At 73.1% G+C, this 24,263-nt stretch carries 18 protein-coding genes and 1 pseudogene; 9 read left to right on the top strand and 10 right to left on the bottom strand.

From position 1 onward, the window contains the following. Positions 1-12 precede the first annotated feature (12 nt). Positions 13-1,485: a cytosine permease gene (locus NPS70_RS05425; protein WP_256522846.1), complete on the bottom strand. Its 1,473-nt coding sequence runs from the start codon at positions 1,483-1,485 to the stop codon at positions 13-15. Positions 1,486-1,624: 139 nt separating this feature from the next. Between NPS70_RS05425 and ureA the strand changes: the two genes are divergently transcribed. The 7 genes and pseudogenes from ureA to NPS70_RS28850 all read left to right on the top strand — a co-directional run bounded on the left by ureA (position 1,625) and on the right by NPS70_RS28850 (position 10,532). Further along, a complete protein-coding gene (ureA, locus tag NPS70_RS05420; RefSeq protein ID WP_256522845.1) occupies positions 1,625-2,317 on the top strand; it encodes an urease subunit gamma in 693 nt (230 codons plus the stop codon). Positions 2,318-2,364: 47 nt separating this feature from the next. After that, positions 2,365-4,047 (top strand): urease subunit alpha, encoded by a 1,683-nt coding sequence (locus tag NPS70_RS05415; RefSeq protein WP_256523066.1) that lies wholly within the window; start codon positions 2,365-2,367, stop codon positions 4,045-4,047. A gap of 21 nt (positions 4,048-4,068) precedes the next feature. Beyond that, on the top strand, positions 4,069-5,076 hold the full coding sequence (locus NPS70_RS05410) for an agmatine/peptidylarginine deiminase (protein ID WP_256523065.1): 1,008 nt from the start codon (positions 4,069-4,071) through the stop codon (positions 5,074-5,076). 95 nt (positions 5,077-5,171) lie between these two features. Further along, entirely contained in the window at positions 5,172-5,777 is a 606-nt protein-coding gene (locus NPS70_RS05405) for a TetR/AcrR family transcriptional regulator (RefSeq protein WP_256522844.1), read from the top strand. Between the two features lie 316 nt (positions 5,778-6,093). Further along, complete coding sequence (gene cimA, locus NPS70_RS05400; protein ID WP_256522843.1) at positions 6,094-7,707, top strand: citramalate synthase; 1,614 nt, start codon at positions 6,094-6,096, stop codon at positions 7,705-7,707. A 152-nt stretch (positions 7,708-7,859) separates the two neighbouring features. Beyond that, positions 7,860-9,233 carry a hypothetical protein gene (locus NPS70_RS05395; RefSeq protein WP_256522842.1) on the top strand — a complete coding sequence of 458 codons (1,374 nt, stop codon included), beginning with the start codon at positions 7,860-7,862 and terminating at the stop codon, positions 9,231-9,233. Between the two features lie 111 nt (positions 9,234-9,344). Then, a pseudogene (locus tag NPS70_RS28850) lies at positions 9,345-10,532 on the top strand (S8 family peptidase). Between the two features lie 152 nt (positions 10,533-10,684). On the opposite strand, the gene NPS70_RS05385 reads toward NPS70_RS28850, so the two are convergent. Further along, positions 10,685-11,281, bottom strand: a complete 597-nt coding sequence (locus NPS70_RS05385; protein ID WP_256522841.1) for a YceI family protein — start codon at positions 11,279-11,281, stop codon at positions 10,685-10,687. Positions 11,282-11,648: 367 nt separating this feature from the next. Between NPS70_RS05385 and NPS70_RS05380 the strand changes: the two genes are divergently transcribed. Both NPS70_RS05380 and NPS70_RS05375 read left to right on the top strand, forming a co-directional pair. Then, positions 11,649-13,232 carry an acyl-CoA carboxylase subunit beta gene (locus NPS70_RS05380; protein ID WP_256522840.1) on the top strand — a complete coding sequence of 528 codons (1,584 nt, stop codon included), beginning with the start codon at positions 11,649-11,651 and terminating at the stop codon, positions 13,230-13,232. Positions 13,233-13,257: 25 nt separating this feature from the next. Beyond that, positions 13,258-13,467, top strand: coding sequence for an acyl-CoA carboxylase subunit epsilon (locus tag NPS70_RS05375; RefSeq protein ID WP_256522839.1), 210 nt, complete (start codon positions 13,258-13,260; stop codon positions 13,465-13,467). A gap of 201 nt (positions 13,468-13,668) precedes the next feature. On the opposite strand, the gene NPS70_RS05370 is transcribed toward NPS70_RS05375, so the two are convergent. The 8 genes from NPS70_RS05370 to NPS70_RS05335 all read right to left on the bottom strand — a co-directional run bounded on the left by NPS70_RS05370 (position 13,669) and on the right by NPS70_RS05335 (position 24,215). Beyond that, on the bottom strand, positions 13,669-14,250 hold the full coding sequence (locus tag NPS70_RS05370; RefSeq protein WP_050791473.1) for an ATP/GTP-binding protein: 582 nt from the start codon (positions 14,248-14,250) through the stop codon (positions 13,669-13,671). Beyond that, positions 14,231-14,839 (bottom strand): DUF742 domain-containing protein, encoded by a 609-nt coding sequence (locus NPS70_RS05365; RefSeq protein WP_256522838.1) that lies wholly within the window; start codon positions 14,837-14,839, stop codon positions 14,231-14,233. The genes NPS70_RS05370 and NPS70_RS05365 overlap by 20 nt, the downstream gene beginning before the upstream one ends. Positions 14,840-14,935: 96 nt before the next feature. Next, positions 14,936-15,349 (bottom strand): roadblock/LC7 domain-containing protein, encoded by a 414-nt coding sequence (locus NPS70_RS05360; RefSeq protein ID WP_256523064.1) that lies wholly within the window; start codon positions 15,347-15,349, stop codon positions 14,936-14,938. A 10-nt stretch (positions 15,350-15,359) separates the two neighbouring features. Then, positions 15,360-18,689, bottom strand: coding sequence for a nitrate- and nitrite sensing domain-containing protein (locus NPS70_RS05355; RefSeq protein WP_256522837.1), 3,330 nt, complete (start codon positions 18,687-18,689; stop codon positions 15,360-15,362). A gap of 336 nt (positions 18,690-19,025) precedes the next feature. Beyond that, positions 19,026-19,607 (bottom strand): ATP/GTP-binding protein, encoded by a 582-nt coding sequence (locus NPS70_RS05350; protein WP_159686641.1) that lies wholly within the window; start codon positions 19,605-19,607, stop codon positions 19,026-19,028. Next, complete coding sequence (locus NPS70_RS05345; protein WP_256522836.1) at positions 19,588-19,992, bottom strand: DUF742 domain-containing protein; 405 nt, start codon at positions 19,990-19,992, stop codon at positions 19,588-19,590. The genes NPS70_RS05350 and NPS70_RS05345 overlap by 20 nt, the downstream gene beginning before the upstream one ends. A gap of 128 nt (positions 19,993-20,120) precedes the next feature. Continuing rightward, a complete protein-coding gene (locus tag NPS70_RS05340; RefSeq protein ID WP_142214992.1) occupies positions 20,121-20,534 on the bottom strand; it encodes a roadblock/LC7 domain-containing protein in 414 nt (137 codons plus the stop codon). 9 nt (positions 20,535-20,543) lie between these two features. Beyond that, complete coding sequence (locus tag NPS70_RS05335) at positions 20,544-24,215, bottom strand: nitrate- and nitrite sensing domain-containing protein (protein ID WP_256522835.1); 3,672 nt, start codon at positions 24,213-24,215, stop codon at positions 20,544-20,546. Between the last annotated feature and the right edge of the window lie 48 nt (positions 24,216-24,263).

Here is a 24,263-nt window from a genome sequence, read left to right as displayed (position 1 = left end):
GCCCCGCCCCGCTCAGCCCGCCTGCGGCGCCTTCGGGCGGGCGGCCCCGTCGGTGGCGGGCGCCGGGCCGCCCGCCCCGCCGGCGGTCCGCGGTCCGGGGACGGCCCCGGCGCGGGCTGGGGCCACCAGCGTGTACAGCGCGCCGCCGACCAGTCCCGACAGGACGAAGCTGGTGTCCACCCCGCCGGTGAGCGGCAGCAGCGGGCCCTCGTAGAGCGGGGTGGACACGGCCGCCAGCCCCACGCCCGCTCCGGCCGCCCAGGACAGCACGGCCCCCGGGTGCCAGCCCGCGCGGTACCAGTAGGCGCCGCCCCGTGCCCGGCGGTTGTACACCTGGAGCGCCCCCTCGTCGTAGACGCCGCCGCACCGCGCATGGGCCGTCAGGGTGATCACGGCCCAGGGGGTGCCGACGGCGGTGAGCAGCAGGACGAAGGAGGTCATCGCGGACTGGGCGTCCCACACGAAGTGGCCGAGGAAGACGAAGGCGGTGGCGACGGCCGCCACGACCAGGGTGGCCCGGGTGCGTGTGGCGCGGGGCAGGATCGCGTCCAGGTCCAGCCCCATCGAGTAGAGCATCAGCCCCGCGTTGCCCACCGATCCGGCCGCCGCGGCGATCAGCAGCGGCACCAGGTACCAGCCGGGCGCGGCGGCGACCAGCGGGCCGGCGTAGTCGGCGCCCGCGCGGGCGGCCAGCGCGGTGAGGGTGCCGAAGAGCTGGGGGACGAGCAGGCCGGCAAGGAGCCCCAGGCAGGTGGCGCGCAGGACCCGGCGCGGGGTGTGGCGCGCCGGTGAGATGTAGCGGGTGTAGTCGCCCAGCAGGGTGATGAAGGCCACGGGGCCGCTGAGACCGGCGGCGACCGCGGACAGGAACCACGTCGGCCAGAAGGAGCCCAGCAGGTACGGCGTGTCCGGTGGGGCCGCGGTGGTCAGCTCGGGGCCGTAGGCGAGCAGCCCGAGAGCGAGCAGCACCGACATGCCGACGGCGAGCACCCGGCTCACCCGCAGCAGCAGGCGGTAGCCGTAGACGGCGCCGACCACGGTGCAGGCCGCGAGCGCCGTGTAGACCACGGTGTGCGCGGCCCCACCGGTGGGCACCCCCGCGATCCGGGCCAGTGTCCCCAGCATCACGTCGCCGCCGATCCACAGCGTCAGGGCGGTGTAGCCCAGCGAGAGCAGCAGGCCGACCACCGATCCCACCAGGCGCCCCCGGACGCCGAAGGCCGCTCCGCTGGAGGTCGAGAGGTTGGTCGCGGTGCGCAGGGAGATCAGCGCGAGCGGGGCGGTGACCGCCACGCCCACGACGGTGCCCGCGACGATCGAGGTCACCGCGGGCCACAGGCCCAGCCCGAAGGAGACCGGCAGCCAGCCGAAGACGATCACCCCCAGGCAGAGGTTCGATCCCAGCAGGATCGAGACCAGGTCGCGGGGGGTGCTGGTGCGTTCCGGCTCGGGGATGGTGTCGACTCCGCGCTGCTCCATCGGCATGAGGCTCGCTCCCGTACTGCGTTTGAATGGCGCTCTAATTGAGCGGTGCTCAATGTGGGCCATGCCTCGCTTTAAGTCAATGGTTTCCTCGGAAGACCTTGCTTGTTAGAGTGTTGCTCAAACATGGGAGGTGTGGTGCATGAGGCTGACCCCGACCGAGCGCGACCGGCTGCTGCTCTTCGGCGCCGCCGAGCTCGCCCGGGCCCGCCGGGCCCGCGGACTGCGGCTGAACGTCCCCGAGGCCACGGCGCTCGTCGCCGACACCGTCTGCGAGGCCGCCCGGGACGGCCGCCGCCTCGCCGAGGCGGTCGAGGCGGCCCGCTCGGTGCTCGGTCCGGACGACGTGCTGCCCGGCGTGGCGGACGTCGTCACCGAGGTCCACGTCGAGGCCGTCTTCGAGGACGGATCCCGCCTCGCGGTCGTCGCCGACCCCATCGGCGGGGGCCGCCTGGGCGACGACGCCCCCGGCGCGGTGCTCCCCGGCCCGGACACCCCCGACCCCGCCCCGGACCTGGTGCTGGACGTGCGCAACACGGCGGACGTCCCGGTCAGCGTCACCTCCCACTTCCACTTCTTCGAGGCCAATCCCAGGCTGCGCTTCGACCGCTCCGCCGCCTACGGCATGCGGCTCGCCGTGCCCGCCGGCTCCTCGGTGCGCTTCGGCCCCGGGGAGGAGTCGGAGGTGGGTCTGGTGCCCCTCGGCGGGGACCGGATCGCGATCGGCTTCGCCGGCCTCGTCGACGGCCCCCTCGACGCCCCCGGGGCCAAGGAGGAGGCACTGCGCAGGGCCGCCGCCTGCGGCTACCTGGGAACGGAGGGAACGACCCCATGAGCAGACCCACCCGCCACCACGACCACCACCGGCCCGCCCCCCGCCGCATGGACGCCCGCGAGTACGCCTCCGTGCACGGCCCCCGCGCGGGGGACCGGGTGGTGCTGGGCGACTCCGGGCTGGTGGTCCGCGTGGAGTCGGACAGCCAGCGCCCGGGCGACGAGTTCCTCGCCGGCTTCGGCAAGACCGCCCGCGACGGCCTGCACCTGAAGGCCGCCTCCGTCCGCGACACCTGCGACGTCGTGATCAGCAACGTGCTGGTCATCGACGCCGTGCTCGGCATCCGCAAGGTCTCCGTCGGCATCCGCGAGGGCCGCATCCACGCCATCGGCCGCGCGGGCAACCCCGACACCCTCGACGGGGTCGACGTGGTGGTCGGCACCGGTACCTCCATCGTCTCCGGAGAGGGCCTGATCGCCACCGCCGGCGCCGTCGACACCCACGTCCACCTGCTCTCGCCCCGGGTCATGGAGGCATCCCTGGCCAGCGGGGTCACCACTCTGATCGGCCAGGAGTTCGGGCCGGTGTGGGGCGTCGGGGTGAACTCGCCCTGGGCGCTGCGGCACGCCTTCCGGGCCTTCGACGCCTGGCCGGTCAACATCGGCTTCCTCGCGCGCGGCTCCTCCTCCGACCCCGCCCCCCTGGTCGAGGCCCTCGCCGAGGGGGGCGCCTGCGGCTTCAAGGTCCACGAGGACATGGGCGCGCACGCCCGTGCCCTGGACACCGCGCTGCGCGTCGCCGAGGAGCACGACGTGCAGGTGGCCCTGCACTCGGACGGCCTCAACGAGTGCCTCTCGGTGGAGGACACCCTCGGCGTCCTCGACGGGCGCACCATCCACGCCTTCCACATCGAGGGCTGCGGCGGCGGCCACGTCCCGAACGTGCTGAGGATGGCGGGCGTGCCGAACGTGATCGGCTCCTCCACCAACCCCACCCTGCCCTTCGGGCGGGACGCGGTCGCGGAGCACTACGGGATGATCGTCTCCGTCCACGACCTCAAGACCGACCTGCCGGGCGACGCGGCCATGGCCCGCGACCGCATCCGCGCCGGGACGATGGGCGCCGAGGACGTGCTGCACGACCTCGGCGCCATCGGGATCACCTCCTCCGACGCCCAGGGCATGGGCCGCGCCGGGGAGACCGTGCGCCGCACCTTCGCCATGGCGGGCAAGATGAAGGCCGAACGCGGGCCGCTGCCGGGTGACGGCGCCCACGACGACAACGCCCGGGTGCTGCGCTACATCGCCAAGCTCACCGTCAACCCGGCGATCGCCCACGGCCTCGCCCACGAGGTCGGGTCCATCGAGGTCGGCAAGATGGCCGACATCGTGCTCTGGCGGCCCGAGTTCTTCGGCGCCAAGCCGCAGCTCGTGCTGAAGTCGGGCTTCCCGGCCTACGGCGTCACCGGCGACCCGAACGCGGCGACCGACACCTGCGAACCGCTCGTCCTCGGGCCGCAGTTCGGCGCCCACGGCGCGACCCCGGCCGACATCTCCGTCGCCTTCGTCGCCGAGGCCGCCGCCGGAAACGGCTCCGACCGCATGCCGACCGGGCGCAGGAGGGTCCCCGTCCGCGGCACCCGCGGCATCGGCCCCGGCGACCTCCTGCTCAACTCCCGCATCGGGGACGTCCAGGTGGACGGGCCGACCGGGCGGGTCACGCTCGACGGCGATCCGCTGCGCTCAGAACCCGCCGACTCCGTCTCCCTCAACCGCCTCTACTTCCTCTAGGAACCCCCTGTGACCTTCCGTATGCCGCCCGAGTGGGCACCGCACGAGCGCACCTGGATGGCCTGGCCGGGGCCCAACCCGACCTTCACCGACGCGGCCGAACTGGCCGAGGCGCGCGCGGCCTGGGCGGCCGTCGCCCACGCCGTGCGCCGCTTCGAGCCGGTCACCGTGATCGCCGGGACGGGCCAGGCCGAATCGGCGCGGCAGCTGCTCGGCGACGCGATCGACGTCGTCGAACGCGAGCTGGACGACGCCTGGATGCGGGACATCGGCCCCACCTTCGTCAGCGACGGCACCCGGCTGGCCGCCGTGGACTGGGTGTTCAACGGCTGGGGGGCGGCCGGGTGGGCGCGCTGGGAGCACGACTCCCGGATCGCCGCCCACGTGGCCGAGCTGGCGGGGGTGCCGGTCCACGCCTCCCCGCTGGTCAACGAGGGCGGCGCCCTCCACGTGGACGGGGAGGGCACCGTTCTGCTCACCGACACGGTTCAGCTCGGGCCCGAGCGCAACCCCGGTTGGAGCCGCGCCGAAGTCGAGCGCGAGGTGCACGCCCGCCTGGGCACCACCAAGGCCGTCTGGCTGCCGCGCGGCCTCACCGCGGACTACGGCGTGTACGGCACCCGGGGCCACGTCGACATCGTCGCCGCCTTCGCCGGGCCCGGGACGGTGCTCTGCCACACCCAGCCGGACCCCGCCCACCCCGACCACGAACTCGGCAAGGCCAACGCCGCGCTGCTGCGCGCCCAGACCGACGCCCGCGGCCGCCCCCTGGAGGTCGTCGAGGTCCCCGCCCCGACCGTGCTGCGGGACGAGGACGGGAAGTGGGTCGACTACTCCTACATCAACCACTACGTCTGCAACGGCGGTGTGGTGCTCTGCGCCTTCGACGACCCCCGGGACGAGATCGCGGCGGGCATCCTCCGCCGCGTCTACCCCGACCGCACCGTCACCCTGGTCGACGCCCGGCCGATCTTCGCCGGAGGCGGAGGCGTCCACTGCATCACCCAGCAGCAGCCGCGCGTCGGCTGACCCCTCGGGGCCCGCCCGGGGGCGGTGATCGGGTAGAACGTACGGGTGAACCGCAACGCACCTCCTGCCGCGCCCCGCTCCCCGGCGGCGGCCCCGTGACCCCCGCCGCCAGGCGCCGCAACGCCGCGCCCCCGCGCGAGGACCTGCTCGCCGCGGCGATGGCCACCATCGCCGAGCACGGGCTGGACAACCTGACCATGGCCGGGCTGGGGCGCGAGGTCGGCATGAGCAGCGGCCACCTGCTCTACTACTTCCGCACCAAGGACGAACTGCTGCTCCAGACGCTGGAGTGGAGCGAGGGCCGCCTCGGGGCCGAGCGGGGGGCGCTGCTCTCGCGCCCGGCCACGGCGCGGGAGCGCCTGGCCGCCTATGTGGACCTGTACGTGCCGGACGGGCCCCGCGACCCGCACTGGACCCTGTGGCTGGAGGTCTGGAACCGCTCGCAGAACGCCGAGGCCGACGCCCGCGCCCGCCAGGCCGCGATCGAGGGCGCCTGGCACCGGGACCTGGTCGCCCTGCTCGCGGAGGGCGTCTCGCGCGGGGAGTTCCGCCCCGTCGACCCCGACCGGTGGGCCGCCCGCTTCCGCGCCCTGCTGGACGGCTTCAGCGTCCATGTGGCGGTCGGGATACCGGGGACGGGCCGGGAGCAGGTGCTGGCGCACGTGGAGGAGTTCGTCTCGGAGGGGCTGCTCCGGCAGTGACGCGGTCGCCCCTGCGGTGCCCGCATGGTGAGACCGCCGTCCGTGTTCCGGTCCGGCTGTGGCAGACTGCGTCCGTGCTCTCGTTCGCCATGATTATCGGCAGCAGCGCGCCGGTCCGCAGTGACCGCTGAACCCGTGGACGCAATCCCGCGGACGGCGGACACCGTGCCCCAGACCCGCGCGCAGACCTCTCGCACCCGCGAGGGGTCTTTTCGTTTTACGGCCCCATCCCCGGCCGAGGCGAACGGCGCGCGATGATGGGGGCAAGTGGATCCAGACATTCCGGAGCCACTCATCCGACAGGAGTCCCGACAGCATGACCACCAACGGCCAGGACACCCGGGTCGACGACGCCTTCCACGTCTTCGACACCACGCTGCGCGACGGGGCGCAGCGCGAGGGCATCAACCTGACGGTCGCCGACAAGCTGACCATCGCCCGCCATCTGGACGACTTCGGCGTGGGCTTCATCGAGGGCGGCTGGCCGGGTGCCAACCCGCGCGACACCGAGTTCTTCGCCCGCGCGCGGCGCGAGATCGACTTCCGCCACGCCCGGCTCGTCGCCTTCGGCGCCACCCGCCGCGCCGGGGGCTCGGCGGCCGAGGACCCGCAGGTCAAGGCGTTGCTCGACTCGGGGGCCCCGGTCGTCACCCTGGTCGCCAAGGCCCATGACCGCCATGTCGAGCTGGCGCTGCGCACCACGCTGGACGAGAACCTGGAGATGGTCCGCGACACCGTGACCCACCTGCGGGAGCAGGGCCGGCGGGTGTTCGTCGACTGCGAGCACTTCTTCGACGGCTACCAGGCCAACCCGGCCTACGCCAAGGAGGTCGTCCGCACCGCGTACGGGGCGGGCGCCGACGTGGTCGTCCTGTGCGACACCAACGGCGGGATGCTGCCGGCGCAGGTCCAGGCCGTCGTCGCCACCGTGATCGCCGACACCGGGGCCCGGATCGGCGTCCACGCGCAGGACGACACGGGGTGCGCGGTGGCCAACACGCTGGCGGCCGTGGACGCCGGCGCCACCCACGTCCAGTGCACCGCCAACGGCTACGGCGAGCGCGTCGGCAACGCCAACCTGTTCCCGGTGGTCGCCGCCCTGGAGCTGAAGTACGGCCGGAAGGTGCTGCCCGAGGGCGCCCTCGCGGAGATGACGCGGATCTCCCACGCCATCGCCGAGGTCGTCAACCTCACCCCCTCCACCCACCAGCCCTACGTGGGCGTCTCGGCCTTCGCCCACAAGGCCGGACTGCACGCCTCCGCCATCAAGGTCGATCCGGACCTGTACCAGCACATCGACCCCGAGCAGGTCGGCAACACCATGCGGATGCTGGTCTCCGACATGGCGGGCCGCGCCTCCATCGAGCTCAAGGGCAAGGAGCTCGGCATCGACCTCGGCGGCGACCGGGACCTGGTGGGCCGGGTGGTCGAGCGCGTCAAGGAGCGCGAACTCGCGGGCTACACCTACGAGGCCGCCGACGCCTCCTTCGAACTCCTGCTGCGCGAGGAGGCGGAGGGCCGCGCCCGGCGCTACTTCCGCACCGAGTCCTGGCGGGTGATCGTCGAGGACCGCCCCGACGGCACCCACGCCAACGAGGCCACCGTCAAGCTGTGGGCCAAGGGCGAGCGCATCCTGGCGACCGCCGAGGGCAACGGCCCCGTCAACGCCCTGGACCAGGCGCTCCGCGTCGGCCTGGAGAAGATCTACCCGCAGCTGGCCAAGCTGGAGCTGATCGACTACAAGGTCCGCATCCTGGAGGGCCGCCACGGCACCGGCTCGACGACCCGGGTGCTCATCTCCACCGGGGACGGCGCCGGCGACTGGTCGACGGTCGGCGTCGCGGACAACATCATCGCGGCCTCCTGGCAGGCCCTGGAGGACGCCTACACCTACGGGCTGCTGCGGGCCGGGGTCGAGCCCACCGAGTGACGCCCGCGGCCGGGCGCGCCGGCGGCGGGGTCCCGGCCTCCGGGCTCCCGCCGCGCCCGCCCCCGTGCAAAGGCCCCGGGCGGGGCCTCCGCACCGGACTCCGTTCCGCCGGACATGCCCGGTTCGCCGTGCTCTTCGGGTAGCGTCGATGTATGAGGACACGGCCGTTCACCTGGGTGTCGGCCCTCGCGGGGCTGACGCTGACGCTGCTGCTGGTCCTGGTCCCGACCGCCTCGGCGGCCGACCCGGACCTGTCGGACGCCGCCGCCGCCCTGAAACAGGGCCCGGTGTACGTCCACCCGTCCATGGCCGAGGAGCTCACACCCGGCGAGGCGGCCGTGCTGGCCGACCGGATCGAGAGCGCCGACAAACCCCTGTTCGTCGCCGTCCTGCCCGCCACCGAGGAGTTCGCGCCCGACGGGCTGCTCGAGGAGCTGCGGGCCCGCACCGGCATCGCCGGGATCTACGCGGTGCGCCTGGGGGAGGGCTTCAACGCGGCCGCCGACTCGGTCGTCATGCCGGGTGCGGAGGTCGCCCGGCTCTCGGACGCGGTCAAGGTGGGCGGCCCCGTCGACGCCGCCACCCAGCTGGACAACTTCGTCGGCCAGGCCCTGCCCGAGGCCCGCGGCACCGCGCCCGCCACCTGGGACTCCGGCGCGCAGCCCGTCGGGCCCGGCGGCTCCGGGGCGGGCGCGCTCATCGCCCTCGGCGTCCTGGCGGCGGCGGCCGGCACGGCGGTTCTCACCGTCCGCACCACCCGGCGCCGTCGCAAGGTGGCCGAGGACCGGGCCGCGCTGGAGAAGCTGCGGGTGGTCGTCGACGAGGACATCACCGCCTACGGCGAGGCCCTGGACCGGCTGGACTTCCACCCCGGCGAGAAGGGCGCGGACGACACCATGCGGGCGGACTACGCCCACGCCCTCGACGCCTACGAGACGGCGAAGGACCGGATGTCCGCCGCCGAGCGCCCCGCGGACGTCCGCCCCGTCACCGAGGCGCTTCAGGACGGCCGCTTCTCGCTGGCCGTGCTCGCCGCGCGCAGGGAGGGCAGCCCGCTGCCCGAGCGGCGCGCACCCTGCTTCTTCGACCCCCGCCACGGCCCCTCGGTGGCCGATGTCGCCTGGGCGCCGACCGCGGGCACCGAGCGCGAGGTCCCGGTCTGCGCCGCCGACCGGGCGCGCATCGCCGACGGCCGAGACCCGGACGCGCGCACCGTGGAGACCGAGTCCGGCCGCCGCCCGTACTGGGAGGCCGGACCCGCCTACGGCCCGTGGGCGGGCGGCTACTTCGGCGGCGGGATCCTGCCCGGCCTGCTGATGGGCACCATGCTCGGCCACATGCTCGCCGCCCCCGCCTACGCGGCGGACTACGGCGGCGGCGAGTTCGGCGCGGGGGAGGCCGGGGCCGACGGCGCCGGTGACTTCGGCGGCGACTTCGGCTCCTCGGACTTCGGTTCGGGCGGCTGGGGCGGCGGCGACTGGGGAGGCGGCGGCGGGTTCGGCGGCTTCGACGGGGGCGGCTTCTGACCGGACCGCCGCACTCCGGCGGCGGGGCGCCTGTACGGCAACGGTGGGGACGCGTGGAGCTGTCGCCACGGTGCGTAGGAATCGCCTACGCTGCGTGCTTCCCTCGTGCGCATGCGTACCCGAACCAGGCTCAGCGCCTGCGCGGCGGCCCTCGCCGCCCTCCTCGCACCCGTCCCGCCCGCCACCGCCCTCGACGGACCGGGCCCGGCCCGCGCCCCCGCCCCGCTGTACCGGTCCGCCGCGCCCCTCGCCGGCCAGTACATCGTCACGCTCGGCGAGTCCGCCGACGCCGAGTCCCTCCTCGCGGAGCTGGACCTGGTCTCGCTGTTCACCTACTCCTCCGTGGCCAGGGGCTTCGCCGCCCGGCTCACGCCCGGGGAACTGGCCGCCGTGCGCGGCGCGCCCGGGGTCACCGCCGTCGAGCAGGACGCCGAGGTCTCCGCCGTCGCCGCCGTCCCGGCCGGGGGTGCGCGCGCGGGCACCCCCTCCTGAGGGCTGGACCGCATCGACCAGCGGGACCTTCCGCTGGACGGGGAGTTCGCCGTGCACGGCTCGGGCGCGGGCACCACGGGCTACATCCTCGACACCGGGATCGACTACGCGCACGAGGAGTTCGGCGGGCGGGCCCGTCCGGGCTACGACGCGGTCGGCGACGGCCGCGACGGGGCCGACTGCGACGGGCACGGCACCCATGTCGCCGGCACCGTCGGGGGCGCGAGCTACGGAGTGGCCCGCGGTGCGGACCTGGTCAGTGTGCGGGTGCTCGACTGCCGGGGCCGGGGCACCTGGTCGGGGATCATGGCCGGCCTGGACTGGATCGCGCGCGACGCCTCCGGGCCCGCGGTCATGAACGCCTCGCTCGGAGGGCCCGCCTCCCGGACGGTGAACGACGCCCTGGACCGGGTCGCCGCGGGCGGGGTGGTCCCCGTCGTCGCCGCCGGGAACGAGGGCGGGGACGCCTGCGGGGTGTCGCCCGCCTCGGCGCCGAGCGCCTTCACCGTGGGGGCCACCGACGCGCAGGACCGCCAGACGGGCTTCTCCAACCACGGCGCCTGCCTCGCGATGTACGCCCCCGGAACGCAGATCGTCTCGGCCCGCCTCGGCGGCGGCGGCCTCGCGCTCGACGGGACCTCGATGGCGGCTCCCCATGTGGCCGGGGTGGCGCTGCTGGCCCGTGCGGCCGCCCCGGCGGCGGACGTGGCCGCCGTGGAGCGCCTGCTGCTGGAGGTCTCGGCCGAGGGCCGCCTCGCGGTCACCGAGGGCTCCCCCGACCGCCTGCTGCAGACCGGCGGGCTCTGACCGGGGGCGGGGCGGCCGCCCCCTCGTGCCCGCCCCCTCGTGCCCGCCCGCACGGGCGGAGCGCCCGCTCCGGGCCGGGAGGGGCCGGCCGAGCGGGCGCCCGCCGGGGTGCTGCCCGCACGGCGGCAGGGGGCCGCGGGCGGCGGCCGCCGTCAGCCGGACTTCCTGATGGCGGAGATGTCGAAGGCCAGCCTGACCTTGTCGCTCACCAGGACACCGCCCGTCTCCAGGGCCGTGTTCCAGGTGAGGCCCCACTCCGAGCGGAGGATCTCGGTGGTGCCCTCGAAGCCCACCCGCTCGTTGCCGAAGGGGTCGGTGGCCGAGCCCTGGAACTCCAGGTCGATGGAGAGCGGGCGGGTGACGTCCTTGATCGTCAGCTCGCCGGTGATCCGGTACGACGTGCCGCCGAGCTGCTCGGCGGCGGTGGAACGGAAGGTCATCGCGGGGAAGGTCTCCGCGTCGAAGAAGTCGGCGCTGCGCAGGTGGCCGTCCCGGTCCGCGATGCCGGTGTCGACGGAGGCGATGTCGACGTCCAGGGAGGCGGACGAGGCGGCGGGGTCGCGGCCGTCGAGCACGAGGGTGCCCTCGAAGGAGCCGAAGGAGCCGCGGACGTTGGTCACCATGGCGTGCCGGACGGTGAAGCCCAGGCTGCTGTGGGCCGGGTCGACGGTGTACTCGCCCGTCAGGGCCGCGAGGGCGGGGTCGACGGTGGCGACGGCGGTGTCGGTCTTGCGGGTGAAGATGCCCATGGCGTGCTCCTCGGGGACGGGATGCCGGGGACCCGGCATGTTGTTTAAGCTTCAACCACGTCGACTGTAGGGCTATTCCGTTCAACTTTCAACATCTCTGTTTCCGTGCCCGCGGGACGTACGGCCGTCGGCTCTGGGTCACCCGCCCGGCAGTCCCCGTTAACCCGCGCGGCGCAGCGGCGCGCGGGTCCCCGCGCTTCGTGCCGCTCGGCACGGTGTTGTCGGACCCTCACAAAGGGCGGCGGTGCTCCGCTGGCGGTTGGCGCTGTGGACGAAGTGGTTCTGTGCAAGCCCGACAGGAGAACGGGCGCGAGACTGTGCAGAGTCGACGGCAGGGTTTTCTTGGTCGGATCCGTAGGGTCGAGGCATGACCCTTCTGGACCAGACCACCAGCGAACCGGCCGATGCGCGCGGTCGTGTCGCGGAGTTGCAGGCGCTGCGTGAGCAGGCGGTGCGCGGCCCGAGCGACCGGGCGACCGAGGCGCAGCACGCCAAGGGCAAGCTGACGGCGCGCGAGCGTATCGAGCTGCTGCTGGACGAGGGCTCGTTCCGCGAGGTCGAGCAGCTGCGGCGGCATCGTGCGTCGGGCTTCGGCCTGGAGGCGAAGAAGCCGTACACCGACGGTGTGATCACCGGCTGGGGGACGGTCGAGGGCCGCACGGTCTTCGTGTATGCGCACGACTTCCGGATCTTCGGTGGTGCGCTGGGCGAGGCCCACGCCACCAAGATCCACAAGATCATGGACATGGCCATCTCGGCGGGTGCGCCGCTGGTGTCGCTGAACGACGGTGCGGGCGCCCGCATCCAGGAGGGCGTCTCGGCGCTCGCCGGCTACGGCGGCATCTTCCAGCGCAACACCCGCGCCTCGGGCGTGATCCCGCAGATCTCGGTGATGCTCGGTCCGTGCGCGGGCGGCGCCGCCTACTCCCCGGCCCTCACGGACTTCGTCTTCATGGTCCGGGACACCTCCCAGATGTTCATCACCGGTCCGGACGTCGTCAAGGCGGTCACCGGCGAGGAGATCACCCAGAACGGCCTGGGCGGTGCCGACGTGCACGCCGAGACCAGCGGCGTGGCGCACTTCGCCTACGACGACGAGGAGACCTGCATCGCGGAGGTCCGCTACCTGCTGTCGATGCTCCCCTCGAACAACCGCGAGAACCCCCCGGCCGCCCCGTCCGACGACCCGGCCGACCGCCGGTCCGAGGTCCTCCTCGACCTCGTGCCCGCGGACGGCAACCGGCCGTACGACATGCACAAGGTCATCGAGGAACTCGTCGACGACGGCGACTTCCTGGAGATCCACGAGCGCTGGGCCCGCAACATCGTCTGCGCCCTCGCGCGGCTCGACGGGCAGGTCGTCGGCATCGTCGCCAACCAGCCGCAGTCGCTGGCCGGCGTGCTGGACATCGAGGCATCGGAGAAGGCCGCGCGCTTCGTGCAGATGTGCGACGCCTTCAACATCCCGATCATCACCCTGCTGGACGTGCCCGGCTTCCTCCCCGGCGTGGACCAGGAGCACGGCGGGATCATCCGCCACGGTGCCAAGCTGCTGTACGCCTACTGCAACGCCACCGTGCCGCGGATCTCCCTGATCCTGCGCAAGGCCTACGGCGGCGCGTACATCGTGATGGACTCCCAGTCCATCGGCGCCGACCTCACCTACGCCTGGCCCACCAACGAGATCGCCGTCATGGGCGCGGAGGGCGCGGCGAACGTCATCTTCCGCCGCCAGATCGCCGACGCCGAGGACCCCGAGGCCATGCGCACCCGCATGGTCAAGGAGTACAAGGCCGAGCTGATGCACCCCTACTACGCCGCGGAGCGCGGTCTGGTCGACGACGTGATCGACCCGTCGGAGACCCGCGAGGTCCTCGTCCGGTCCCTCGCCATGCTCCGCACCAAGCACGCCGACCTGCCGTCCCGCAAGCACGGCAACCCCCCGCAGTAACCCTGCGCACTGGACTGGAGCCCACATGAGCACTCCTGCCGACCCCTCCTCGCTGCTGCGCGTCGAGAAGGGCCACGCCGAGCCCGAGGAGCTCGCGGCGATCACCGCGATCCTGATGGCCCGCGCCGCCTCCCGTACGGACGCCCCCGCGCCGGACGGCCCGCGCACCACGGCCGGCTGGCGCCGGCTGGAGCGCCAGAGGGGGTTCCAGCCCTCCCACTCCTGGCAGGGCTGACCCCGGCGGCGCCACCCGCGCCTCCCCGCCTCCCGAGGCCCCGTACACGCCCCGTGTACGGGGCCTCGTCGGCGTTCCGGGACCCGTTCGCAGGGGGCGCGGGGCAGGCGGCAGCGGGGAGCACGACGGCCCCGGACCGCCCGCGGACGCCGAGGCGTCGCGCGGGCGGTCCGGGGCCGTCGTCGTGCCCGGTGCCCGGTACTACCGCAGTCGTGCCATGAGGGCGTGTTCGACGAGGGTGATGAGGGCGCTCTTGGCGTCCGCGCGGTGGCGGGCGTCGGTGGTGATGATGGGGGTGTCGGGGCCGATCTGGAGTGCTTCGCGGACTTCTTCGGGGTTGTAGGGCTGGTGTCCGTCGAAGCCGTTGAGGGCGATGACGAAGGGGAGCCCGGAGTTCTCGAAGTAGTCGACGGCGGGGAAGCAGTCGGCGAGGCGTCGGGTGTCGACGAGGACGACGGCGCCGATGGCGCCGCGGACGAGGTCGTCCCACATGAACCAGAAGCGGTCCTGTCCGGGGGTGCCGAACAGGTAGAGGATGAGGTCCTGGTCGAGGGTGATGCGGCCGAAGTCCATGGCGACGGTCGTGGTCGTCTTGTCGCCGGTGTGGGTGAGGTCGTCGATGCCCGCGGACGCAGACGTCATGACGGCCTCGGTACGCAGCGGGTTGATCTCCGAGACGGCGCCGACGAACGTGGTCTTGCCCACGCCGAAGCCGCCCGCCACCACGATCTTCGCGCTGGTGGTTGAGCGGGCTGCACCGCCGCTAGAGCTTGCGAAGTCCACTGAGCACCCTTTCGAGCAGTGTCACGTCTGGCTGGCCACCCGCGGCCTCGTCGCCGCCGGGCTGATGGATAGCGACGAGTCCGGCCTCGGCCAGGTCGGCGACGAGGATCCGGGCTACGCCGAGGGGGATGGAGAGGAGTGCCGAGATCTCGGCGACCGACTTGATCTCGAAGCACAGCCGGCAGATCCGCTGGTGCTCGGGCAGTTGCCCTTGCAGCCGCGCGGGGTCGGCGGTGGTGCTGACCAGCGCCTCGATGGCGAGCTGGTAGCGCGGCCTGGTGCGGCCGCCGGTCATCGCGTAGGGGCGCACCAGCGGGTTGTGCCGGGGCGTCCCCGAGTCCGCCTGCGGATCGGGGCTCCTGCGCCGGCCGCCCTGCCGGGCGGCCGGGGTCCCCTGCTGCCCGTGGCGGTCGTAGGGGGACCCGTAGGACGGGGTGTAGGGCGAGGCCCCCGGTGCCTGCGGCTGCCGGTAGGGCTGGTTGCCGCCCTGTCTGCTCGGCTCCGAAGGGAAGTTGAAGTGGTTGTGACGGTACTCACCCTGGGGCTGGTGAGCACCGTCGTACGGGTGTCCGCCTGGGGGTGTGGTCACGGTTCCTCCTCCGACCGCCGGTTGGCGGCCCCTGTCCCTGCCGGGCCGCGCCACCGCACCCTATGGTGCGGTGGCGGGAAATGCACTGTCCGTTTGTCAGTTGAGCAGACTTCCCTGGAGTTCGGCGCGGAGGTCGGGGGTGAGGACGCTGCCCGCCCGGTCGACCAGCAGGGCCATCTCGTAGCCCACCAGGCCGATGTCGGCCTCCGGGTGGGCGAGCACGGCCAGCGACGATCCGTCGGAGATCGACATGATGAAGAGGAAGCCGCGCTCCATCTCCACGACCGTCTGGTTGACGTGGCCTCCCTCGAAGATCCGGGAGGCTCCCGCGGTGAGCGAGGTCAGCCCGGAGGCGACCGCCGCCAGCTGGTCCGCGCGGTCGCGGGGGAAACCCTCGGACATCGCCAGCAGGAGTCCGTCGGCGGAGACCACCACCGTGTGCGACACACCAGGGGTGTTGTCCACGAAGTTGGTGATCAACCAGTTCAGATTCTGCGCCGCCTGGCTCATCGGGCTCACACTAACGCTCCTGGTTGTAGGTACTACCCGGGCCACCGTGTCGATCGTAGGTGGCCGGTCCGTTCGTGTCGGTCCCCGCGGTGCGTCCCCGCTGGACGCCGCGGCGCAGGTTGCTCAACCTGCCCCGGACGTCCTCGGGGGCGCGGGAGACCTGTGGGCCGCCCTGCGGGGTCTGCTCCGCGGCGCCCTCGACGAGGTTCGCCTTGGGCACGCGCCGGGGGAGACCCGAGGAGGTCACCCCGCCCGCCTTCGGGTCGCGGAGCCTCTCCGCCCGCTGCCAGCGCTCGTCGTTCGCCGAGCGCCACTCACCGGAGGAGGGGTCGGAGTGGCCTTCGGCCGTCTCCTGTGAGCCCTGGCTGCCCTGCGGAGCCGCCTGCGCCTGGTCGGCGGGCTGCTGCCACTGCTGCTGGGGCTGCTGCCCGGAGACGGGCCGCTGGCCGGAACCGCGTCGCGGGAGGCCCGAGGCGGTCAGTCCGTGGCTCGCACTGGAGGCCGAGCCCGGACGCTCGAAGCCTACGCGCTCCGAGCCGTTCGCGGGAGCGTCCGAGGAAGATTCCGCTTCCCCGCGGTACTCCGGCTCGTACGGGGCCTGGTAGGTCTCCTGCGCCGGCCACTGGTGCTGGTGGGAGCGGTCGTCGTAGGAGCCGTCGGGGGAGGCCCCGGTGGCGGACGGACCGTCGTAGCCCGTCTCCGCATATGCCGTCTGCACGTGCTCCTGACGCCCCGGGTCCTGGCCCTCCCGGTGCTCGGGGAAGCCGTCCGCCGGCGCGTAGCCGTCGTAGCCCTGCTCGCCGTAGCCGTCCCCGTACCCGGGCGCGTAGCCGGACGCCTCCTGCGGGTCGTAGGACCGGTCCCCGGGTGCCGCGGGGTACTCCCGGCGGTCCTGTGCGTATCCCTGGTCCTGCTGGTCCTGGGCGTACCCCTGGGCCTCCCGGGCTCCGTACTCCCGGTCGTAGCCGGTGCCGTACTCCTGCTGCTCCGCGGCGTGCTCCTCGGAGCCGTCCGCGTAGTGCGCGGGGTCCGGGCCCTGGGTCTGCGCCTCCAGCGCCGCTCGGCGCTCCCCGCGCATCAGCGACCGGCCCACCGGGTCGAGCGGGGCGTTCTCGCCCTGCTGCTCGTAGCGGGAGTCGTCGAAGCCGAGTTCGGCCGCCGTGCGCATCGGCGCAGCGTCGAAGCTCTGCTGCTGCGGGATGATCTGGGAGACCATGAAGTCGTCGTCGGGCAGCGCCTCGCCCCCACCGCCGTGGGTGATGGCGTCGGGGAGCATCACCAGCGAGGTGGTGCCGGCCTGCTCGCCCGAGGGGCGCAGCTGCACGCGGATGCCGTGGCGGTCGGCCAGGCGGCCGACCACGAACAGGCCCATCCGCTGCGAGACCGCGGCGTCCACCGTCGGGGGGTTGGCCAGCTTGTGGTTGATGTCCGCGAAGTCCTCGGCGGTCAGGCCGATGCCCTTGTCGTGGATCTCGATCATCACCCGGCCGTCGGGCAGGCGCGTGGCCGTCACCCGGACCTTCGTCTGCGGGGAGGAGAAGGTGGTGGCGTTCTCCAGCAGCTCGGCCAGCAGGTGGACGAGGTCGGTCACGGCCTGGCCGTGGATGTCCGTCTCCGGGACGCCCGTGAGCTCGATGCGCTCGTAGGACTCGACCTCGGAGGAGGCGGCCCGCATGACGTCGACCAGCGGGACCGGCTGGTTCCAGCGGCGGCCGGGCTCCTCGCCCGCGAGGACGAGGAGGTTCTCGCCGTTGCGGCGCATACGGGTCGCCAGGTGGTCCAGCTTGAAGAGGTTCTCCAGCTGGTCCGGGTCGGCCTCGTTGTTCTCCAGGTCGGTGATCAGGGTCAGCTGGCCCTCGATGAGCGACTGGTTGCGGCGCGAGAGGTTGGTGAAGATCGCGTTGACGTTGCCCCGGAGCATCGCCTGCTCCGCGGCCAGCCGGACGGCCTCCCGGTGGACCTGGTCGAAGGCGCGGGCGACTTCGCCGATCTCGTCCCGGGAGTCGATCGGGATGGGCTGGACGCGGGTGTCGACCCGGCCCGGGTCGGTGCGGGAGAGCTGGTCGACCAGCATCGGCAGCCGCTGCTCGGCGATGCCGAGCGCGGCGGTGCGCAGCTGGCGCATCGAACGGCTCATCTGCCGGGCCATGAACCCGGCCAGGACGAAGGCGGCGAGCAGGGCGACGACGACGATGACACCGGTGGTGACCGCGTCGTTGCGGGCGTCGTCGGAGATCGCGGCGGCCTCCTCGACCGCCCGGTCCACGAGGTCCTTCTCGATCTCGCTGTAGCCCTCGAACTTGGCGGTCGCGGCCCCCATCCACGTCTCGGGAGTGACGTCCTGGGAGGCGAGCTGCTGGGGTGTGAAGTCGGAGCCGATGGCCGAGGCCATGCCGGTGAAGACCGACTTGTCCGGTCCGACCGGCGGGTTGAGGCCGGCGGCCTTCAACCGCTTCTCGCCGTCCTCGGCCTTGCCCGCCATGACCTGCTGCAGGCGTGCGGTGTCCGCCTCGGTGCCACCGGAGACGTACTCGCCGATGGCGATCTGCTCCAGGTAGTTGTACGAGTTGAACGCGACCTTCTGCTGGGCCAGCACGTCGCCGCTTCCGGGGCGCACCAGCAGGTGCATGCCGATGGAGCGCTGCAGGGAGGTGGCCGCCTTGGCCAGCTGGACGGCGTACACGGTGCGGCCGTAGCTGGTGACGTTGCCGGTACCCAGGCCGAGCTCGTTGGAGAACTCCATGAGCACGTGCTGGACCCTGACGTAGCCCTCCTCGGTCTTCACCGGGTCGAGGGCGCGGGAGTAGGCCGCCTCGCGCAGGTCGGCGAGGCTGGGCTCCTCCTTGTCGAACAGCTGCAGGCGGCGCTCCAGGCCCTGCCCCTCGGGCATGTCCTGCACGGCCTCGCGGAACTTCGCCGCGGCCGCGTCGGTGGTCTTGTACGCCTCGGTGACCACCGGGCCCTGGCGGTCCGCCTCGCTGGTGGCCAGCAGCAGGGTCTGGGCGGTGAGGTCGCGCTCGTTCAGCAGGGCCTCGCCGTACTCGGCGGCGGCGCGCACGATCAGCGCGGTCTTCTCGGCGTCCTGGGCCTCGCTCCAGGTGTCGATGGACTGCTTCACCTGGAAGCCGCCCATGACCAGGCCGATGAGCGCGGGTATGAGGAGGATCGCGTTCAGGCGGGTGGCCACCCGCCAGTTCCGCGGGGACATGCGGCCGGAGCCGCCCGCGGCGGCGGAGTCGCCCGAAGCACCCGAGGCTTCCGCAGGCGACGCCGCCGTGCGCGACGGGGTGAAGTTGCCCCGCTCCTGCTGCTCTGCGGAGCTCGTTTTGCTTCGCCTCACTCGACCAACAACCTCTCGGCTCGGCACCTGACCTGTGCCGTGGTTCGTTCACAGCCGTACTACCCGGCAGTTCGAGGAATTCCAGCACGTCGAGGGGCCCCGCTCCAAACACCTGGAATCCGGGATTCCGACTGTGAGGAGCGCAGGTTAAATCGGACATAAAGAGCGAGTCTCGTCAAAAGGCGAGTCTCATGTGAGCACAGTGATACCGGTCGTACGCGCCGGGTGGTCGCGCTCCGCCAATTCTCTGTCGAAATGTTATGAACGCGAGGACGGGCCGTGTCCAACGACACAGCCCGACTCTCGGTGACTACGGCAACTGCCGTATGGCGCCGTCTACTTGAGTCGTGCCATGAGGGCGTGTTCGACGAGGGTGATGAGGGCGCTCTTGGCGTCCGCGCGGTGGCGGGCGTCGGTGGTGATGATGGGGGTGTCGGGGCCGATCTGGAGTGCTTCGCGGACTTCTTCGGGGTTGTAGGGCTGGTGTCCGTCGAAGCCGTTGAGGGCGATGACGAAGGGGAGCCCGGAGTTCTCGAAGTAGTCGACGGCGGGGAAGCAGTCGGCGAGGCGTCGGGTGTCGACGAGGACGACGGCGCCGATGGCGCCGCGGACGAGGTCGTCCCACATGAACCAGAAGCGGTCCTGTCCGGGGGTGCCGAACAGGTAGAGGATGAGGTCCTGGTCGAGGGTGATGCGGCCGAAGTCCATGGCGACGGTCGTGGTCGTCTTGTCGCCGGTGTGGGTGAGGTCGTCGATGCCCGCGGACGCAGACGTCATGACGGCCTCGGTACGCAGCGGGTTGATCTCCGAGACGGCGCCGACGAACGTGGTCTTGCCCACGCCGAAGCCGCCCGCCACCACGATCTTCGCGGAGGTCGTCGACCGTGCTGCACCGCCGCTAGAGCTTGCGAAGTCCACTGAGCACCCTTTCGAGCAGTGTCACATCCGGCGTGCCGCCGGCCTCTCCGTTGCCTGGCTGATGGATCGCCACCATGCCGGCCTCCGCCAGGTCGGCGACCAGGATCCGCGCCACGCCGAGCGGCATGGTCAGCAGCGCCGAGATCTCGGCGACCGACTTGACCTCCCGGCACAGGTGGCAGATCCGCTGGTGCTCGGGGAGCAGTCCGGCCATGACGGACGGGTCGGCGGTGGTGCTCACCAGCGCTTCTATGGCGAGCTGGTAGCGCGGGCGGGTCCGGCCGCCGGTCATCGCGTAAGGACGGACCAGCGGCTGGTCGCCCTCGTCCCCGTACGCGTCGACGGACGCGCCGTACGGATCGTGAGAGGCGGGTGGCGGGGTCATGAATCCTCCGGGCGTGACAGCAAGTGGTCGGCTGTGCCGTCTGATGGGGCCGGTGGGGGGCCTGGTGGCGGCCGGTCGGTTGTCGATTTTCGGTGGCGGCGCAGCCGGCCGGTGAGTGGGGTCACCGGTCAGTGCAGCAGGCTTCCCTGGAGCTCGGCCCGCAGATCGGGGGTGAGGACGCTGCCCGCGCGGTCGACCAGGAGGGCCATCTCGTAGCCCACCAGGCCGATGTCGCACTCGGGGTGCGCGAGCACCGCGAGCGACGATCCGTCGGACACCGACATCAGGAACAGGAAGCCCCGCTCCATCTCCACGACCGTCTGGCTGACGGGGCCGCCCTCGAAGATCCGGGAGGCCCCCGCGGTGAGCGAGGTCAGCCCGGACGCCACGGCGGCCAGCTGGTCGGCGCGGTCGCGGGGGAAGCCCTCGGACATCGCCAGCAGGAGTCCGTCGGCGGAGACCACCACCGTGTGCGACACCCCTGGGGTGTTGTCCACGAAGTTGGTGATCAACCAGTTCAGATTCTGCGCCGCCTGGCTCATCTGGCTCAACTAACGCTCCTGCTGGTGAGTGGGGCCGGCGTTGAAGCTACCGGTCGGGTTGTTCTGCTGCCTGCCCTGCTGGATACCCCGACGCAGGTTGGTCAGTCGACCGCGCACGTCGTCGGGGGCTCGGGAGACCTGCGGACCGGTCTGGTGGTTCTGCTCCTGCGCGGTGCCCGCCACCAGGTTGGCACGCGGGACCCGCCGGGGCAGCCCCGAGGTGGTCACCCCGCCGGCAGCGGGCTTGCGCACCCGCTCGGCCTGGCGGACCAGCTCGTCGTTGGGCGAGGTGCGCCAGCCGGCGCCGTTGGTCCCTTCGGCGGGCCTCTCCGGGGCGGGCTCCGGCGCGTGCGGAGCGGAGCGCTCGGGGAGGCGGTCGCCGGACCGGTCGCCCCCGCCCTGGCCACCGTGGAACCAGTTGGTCTCCAGGGTGTCGTACAGCGGAGTGCGGCCGTCACCCGGGGCGGCGGCGGGAGGCAGGGCCTCCGGCTGCTGCGGACCGGGCAGCGGTGCGGCGTGGCGCTGCGGGGCGAAGCCGTCGTCGGCCCGGTGGGGGGCCGGCTGCTGCGGCACGTGCGCGTCCGGCCTGCCGTAGCCGCCGGAGCCCTGGGCGGGCACCTGGGGGCCGCCGAACTCGGGCCGGGCGAACTGGGCCGTGGAGGCCGCGTCCTGGGGGGCCGCGGGCCGGGCGAACTGGCCGGTGGAGGAGGAGTCCTGGGCCGGGTGGCCGAACTGGCCGGTGGACGAGGAGTCCTGCGCCGCGCCGGGCCGGGCGAACTGGCCGGTGGAGGAGGAGTCCTGGCCCGGGTGACCGAACTGGCCGGTGGACGAGGGGCCGCCGTACACGTCGGGCCGGGCGAACGGGTCCTGGGGACCGCCCGCCGGAGCGCCGTACTCCGCGCGCGGAAGCTCCGCGGTGGCACCGACGCCCCGCGAGGCGTCGTGGTCCTCGTGACCGCGCGGCGTCTCGGAGCCCGGGCGCTGCTGGGGAGCACCCTGGCCGCTGCCCCAGCTCGTGGTCTGGGAGCGCTGCGGAGCGCGCTCGTCGGGGGCGCCCGAACCGGGCAGCTCGGCCCGGGGACCGCCGGTGGGCGGGAGACGGCGGCCGTCGTCGCCCGAGGGCGGACCCTGACGGAAACCCGCCTGGGCGTCGGCACCGGCCGGGGCCGGAGCGCCCGGCCCGCGTCCGCCGCCGAAGGGGTCCCCGCCTCCGGGGCCCTGCTGCGGGCGCCCGCCCTGGGGCCGGCCCTGCTGGGGGCCGCCGCCCTGACCGGGCAGCGCGGGACGCGGTGCCGAGGGGGCGTTCACCTGGCCGCGGGGCGCACCGGCACCGAGGCGTCCGGCGCCACCGCCACCGCCGCCGGGTCCGCCCTGACCGGAGCGGGCGCCCTGTGCGGCCGCACGGCCGGCGATGGCCGCGCTCGCGCCGCCACCGGACGCCGGACCGCCGGAGCCGCCCTGGGGGCCGGGCTTGCCGGGGGCCTTCTTGCCGCCCTGGGCGACGTCGACCGGGAGCATGACCAGCGCGGTGGTGCCGCCGGAGTCGGAGGGCCGCAGCTGGATGCGGATGCCGTGCCGCAGGGACAGGCGGCCGACCACGAAGAGACCCATGCGGCGGGAGACGGAGACGTCCACGGTGGGCGGCGAGGCGAGCCGCTCGTTGATCGCCGCGAGGTCCTCGGGCGAGAGGCCGATGCCGGTGTCGTGGATCTCGACCAGGACCCGGCCGTCGGGCAGTGCGTGGCCGGTGACCCGGACCTTGGTCTGCGGCGAGGAGAACGAGGTGGCGTTCTCCAGCAGCTCGGCGAGGAGGTGCACGAGGTCGTTGACGACCCGGCCGGCGACGTCGGTCGCGGGCACGGCCGCCAGTTCGATGCGCTCGTACTGCTCCACCTCGGAGGCGGCGGCGCGCAGGACGTCGACCAGGGGGACCGGGCGGGTCCAGCGGCGGCCGGGCTCCTCGCCCGCGAGGACGAGGAGGTTCTCGCCGTTCCGGCGCATACGGGTCGCCAGGTGGTCCAGCTTGAACAGCGAGGACAGCTGGTCGGGGTCGGCCTCGCGGGACTCCAGTTCGGAGATGAGCGAGAGCTGGCGCTGGATGAGGCCCTGGGAGCGGCGCGAGAGGTTGGTGAACATCGCGTTGACGTTGCCCCGCAGGAGGGCCTGCTCGGCGGCGAGGCGGACCGCCTCGCGGTGCACGTCGTCGAAGGCCGCGGCCACCTGGCCGATCTCGTCCCGGGAGTGCACGCCGACGGACTCCACGGAGGTGTCGACGTCCTGCGGGTCCGACTCGGAGAGCTGCTTGACCAGCTCGGGCAGGCGGTCCTGGGCGACCCTGGTCGCCGTGTCCTGCAGCCGGCGCAGCGAGCGGATCATGGAGCGCGCCACCACGAACGCGCCGACGAGCGACACGCCGAGGACGACCAGGATGAGGGCACCGTTGATGATCGCGTCGCGCTGCGACTCCTCGCGCAGCTCGCGGGCCTTGGTCTCCATCTGCCCGAGCAGCGTGGCCTCGATCTGCTTCATCGCGTTGATCCGGACCGAGTAGTCGTCGGTCCAGTCCAGGTGCGAGCGCAGCGGGCGCTTGCTGAAGCCGTCCTTGTTGTCCAGGACGCGCTTGGCGTAGAGCTCGGCGGCCGCGATGGTGGGGTTGCTGCCGCCGTCGAGGGAGGCGGTCAGCTCCTCGGCGTCGCCGCCGGTGGACTCGTAGAGGGACTTGAAGGCCTTGAGCTCGGACTCGCCGTTCTCCACGGCGGCCTTGCCGTAGAGCCGGTCGGTCTCGTCCAGGCCCGGTGCCTTGGTCTCGGCGCCGCCGGGCAGGGCGGCGGCGATGATCGCGCGCTGCATGGAGGCGTACTCCTTGGCGGAGGAGAAGGCCGCCAGGGCGCGGGTGCGCTTGATCATGTCGGGGTTGCTGGTCGCCTGGGCCATGTCCTGGGACAGGCTGAGCAGCGACTCGATGAGACGGCTGTAGGCCTCCACCGTCTGCGAGGTGGGGGCGTCCGACTCGTAGGCCGTGGCGCGGATCTTCGTCAGGCCCTTGACCTGGACGGCGATCTGGTTGGCGTTGGCGCGGATGCTCTCCAGCGTCTCGTCATCGTCCGTGTTGGGGATGTCGAGCGTGGTGTCGAGGAAGGCGTCGCGGGCGCGGTCGGTCTCGGTGCGCGGACCGGAGACCTTGAAGTCGGCCGCGGAGGAGCCGTTGGAGAGCGGGCCGGCGGAGAGGTCGCGCTCGGACTGGAGGGCCTGGGCGAGGTCGGTCGCCGCCCTGGTCATCTCGGTGAGCAGCTGCATGTGGTCGAGCTGCCGCATGTCGTCCATGGACTCCTGGATGCGGAGTCCTCCCAGCGTGGTCGCCGCGACGACGGGGAGCGTCAGCAGCGAGACGAGCCGGGTGCTGATGCGCCAGTTGCGCAGCGCTATTCGCGACCCGGTGTCGGCCGGCCTCCCGGTGGACGGGGTGGCCGCGGAGGCGTCACCGGCGCCGTCGCGCTTGCCGGCGGCGGAGCCGGGGCGCTCCGCGCCCTCGCCTGCTCCGGCCAGTCCCTGGTTCTGGGTGCGCTGGGGCGAGGGGCCGCGGTCGGTCCCGCCACGCGGCTCCTGCTCCGCCGCGACTTCCCCATGGGCCTCACGGGCCTGGGGACGCCCGCTGCCATCCCTCTTGAAACGTCCCTGCACTAGCGTCGCAACCTCTGGACCAGGCGTCCCTCCGCTTCGCGGCGGGAC

The organism is Streptomyces sp. C10-9-1, from assembly GCF_024497955.1.
Lineage (GTDB): Bacteria > Actinomycetota > Actinomycetes > Streptomycetales > Streptomycetaceae > Streptomyces > Streptomyces sanyensis.
Note: the sequence above shows the minus strand (reverse complement) of the source record. Positions and strands in the feature narration are given on the sequence as shown.

What these genes read in the sequence shown, in the direction of transcription:
- ureA (WP_256522845.1), top strand. Translation starts at nt 1,625, where the DNA reads ATGAGGCTGACCCCGACCGAGCGCGACCGGCTGCTGCTCTTCGGCGCC.
- NPS70_RS05395 (WP_256522842.1), top strand. Translation starts at nt 7,860, where the DNA reads ATGAGGACACGGCCGTTCACCTGGGTGTCGGCCCTCGCGGGGCTGACG.
- NPS70_RS05415 (WP_256523066.1), top strand. Translation starts at nt 2,365, where the DNA reads ATGGACGCCCGCGAGTACGCCTCCGTGCACGGCCCCCGCGCGGGGGAC.
- NPS70_RS05340 (WP_142214992.1), bottom strand. Translation starts at nt 20,534, where the DNA reads ATGAGCCAGGCGGCGCAGAATCTGAACTGGTTGATCACCAACTTCGTG.
- NPS70_RS05425 (WP_256522846.1), bottom strand. Translation starts at nt 1,485, where the DNA reads ATGCCGATGGAGCAGCGCGGAGTCGACACCATCCCCGAGCCGGAACGC.
- NPS70_RS05410 (WP_256523065.1), top strand. Translation starts at nt 4,069, where the DNA reads ATGCCGCCCGAGTGGGCACCGCACGAGCGCACCTGGATGGCCTGGCCG.
- cimA (WP_256522843.1), top strand. Translation starts at nt 6,094, where the DNA reads ATGACCACCAACGGCCAGGACACCCGGGTCGACGACGCCTTCCACGTC.
- NPS70_RS05360 (WP_256523064.1), bottom strand. Translation starts at nt 15,349, where the DNA reads ATGAGCCAGGCGGCGCAGAATCTGAACTGGTTGATCACCAACTTCGTG.
- NPS70_RS05385 (WP_256522841.1), bottom strand. Translation starts at nt 11,281, where the DNA reads ATGGGCATCTTCACCCGCAAGACCGACACCGCCGTCGCCACCGTCGAC.
- NPS70_RS05345 (WP_256522836.1), bottom strand. Translation starts at nt 19,992, where the DNA reads ATGACCCCGCCACCCGCCTCTCACGATCCGTACGGCGCGTCCGTCGAC.
- NPS70_RS05375 (WP_256522839.1), top strand. Translation starts at nt 13,258, where the DNA reads ATGAGCACTCCTGCCGACCCCTCCTCGCTGCTGCGCGTCGAGAAGGGC.
- NPS70_RS05380 (WP_256522840.1), top strand. Translation starts at nt 11,649, where the DNA reads ATGACCCTTCTGGACCAGACCACCAGCGAACCGGCCGATGCGCGCGGT.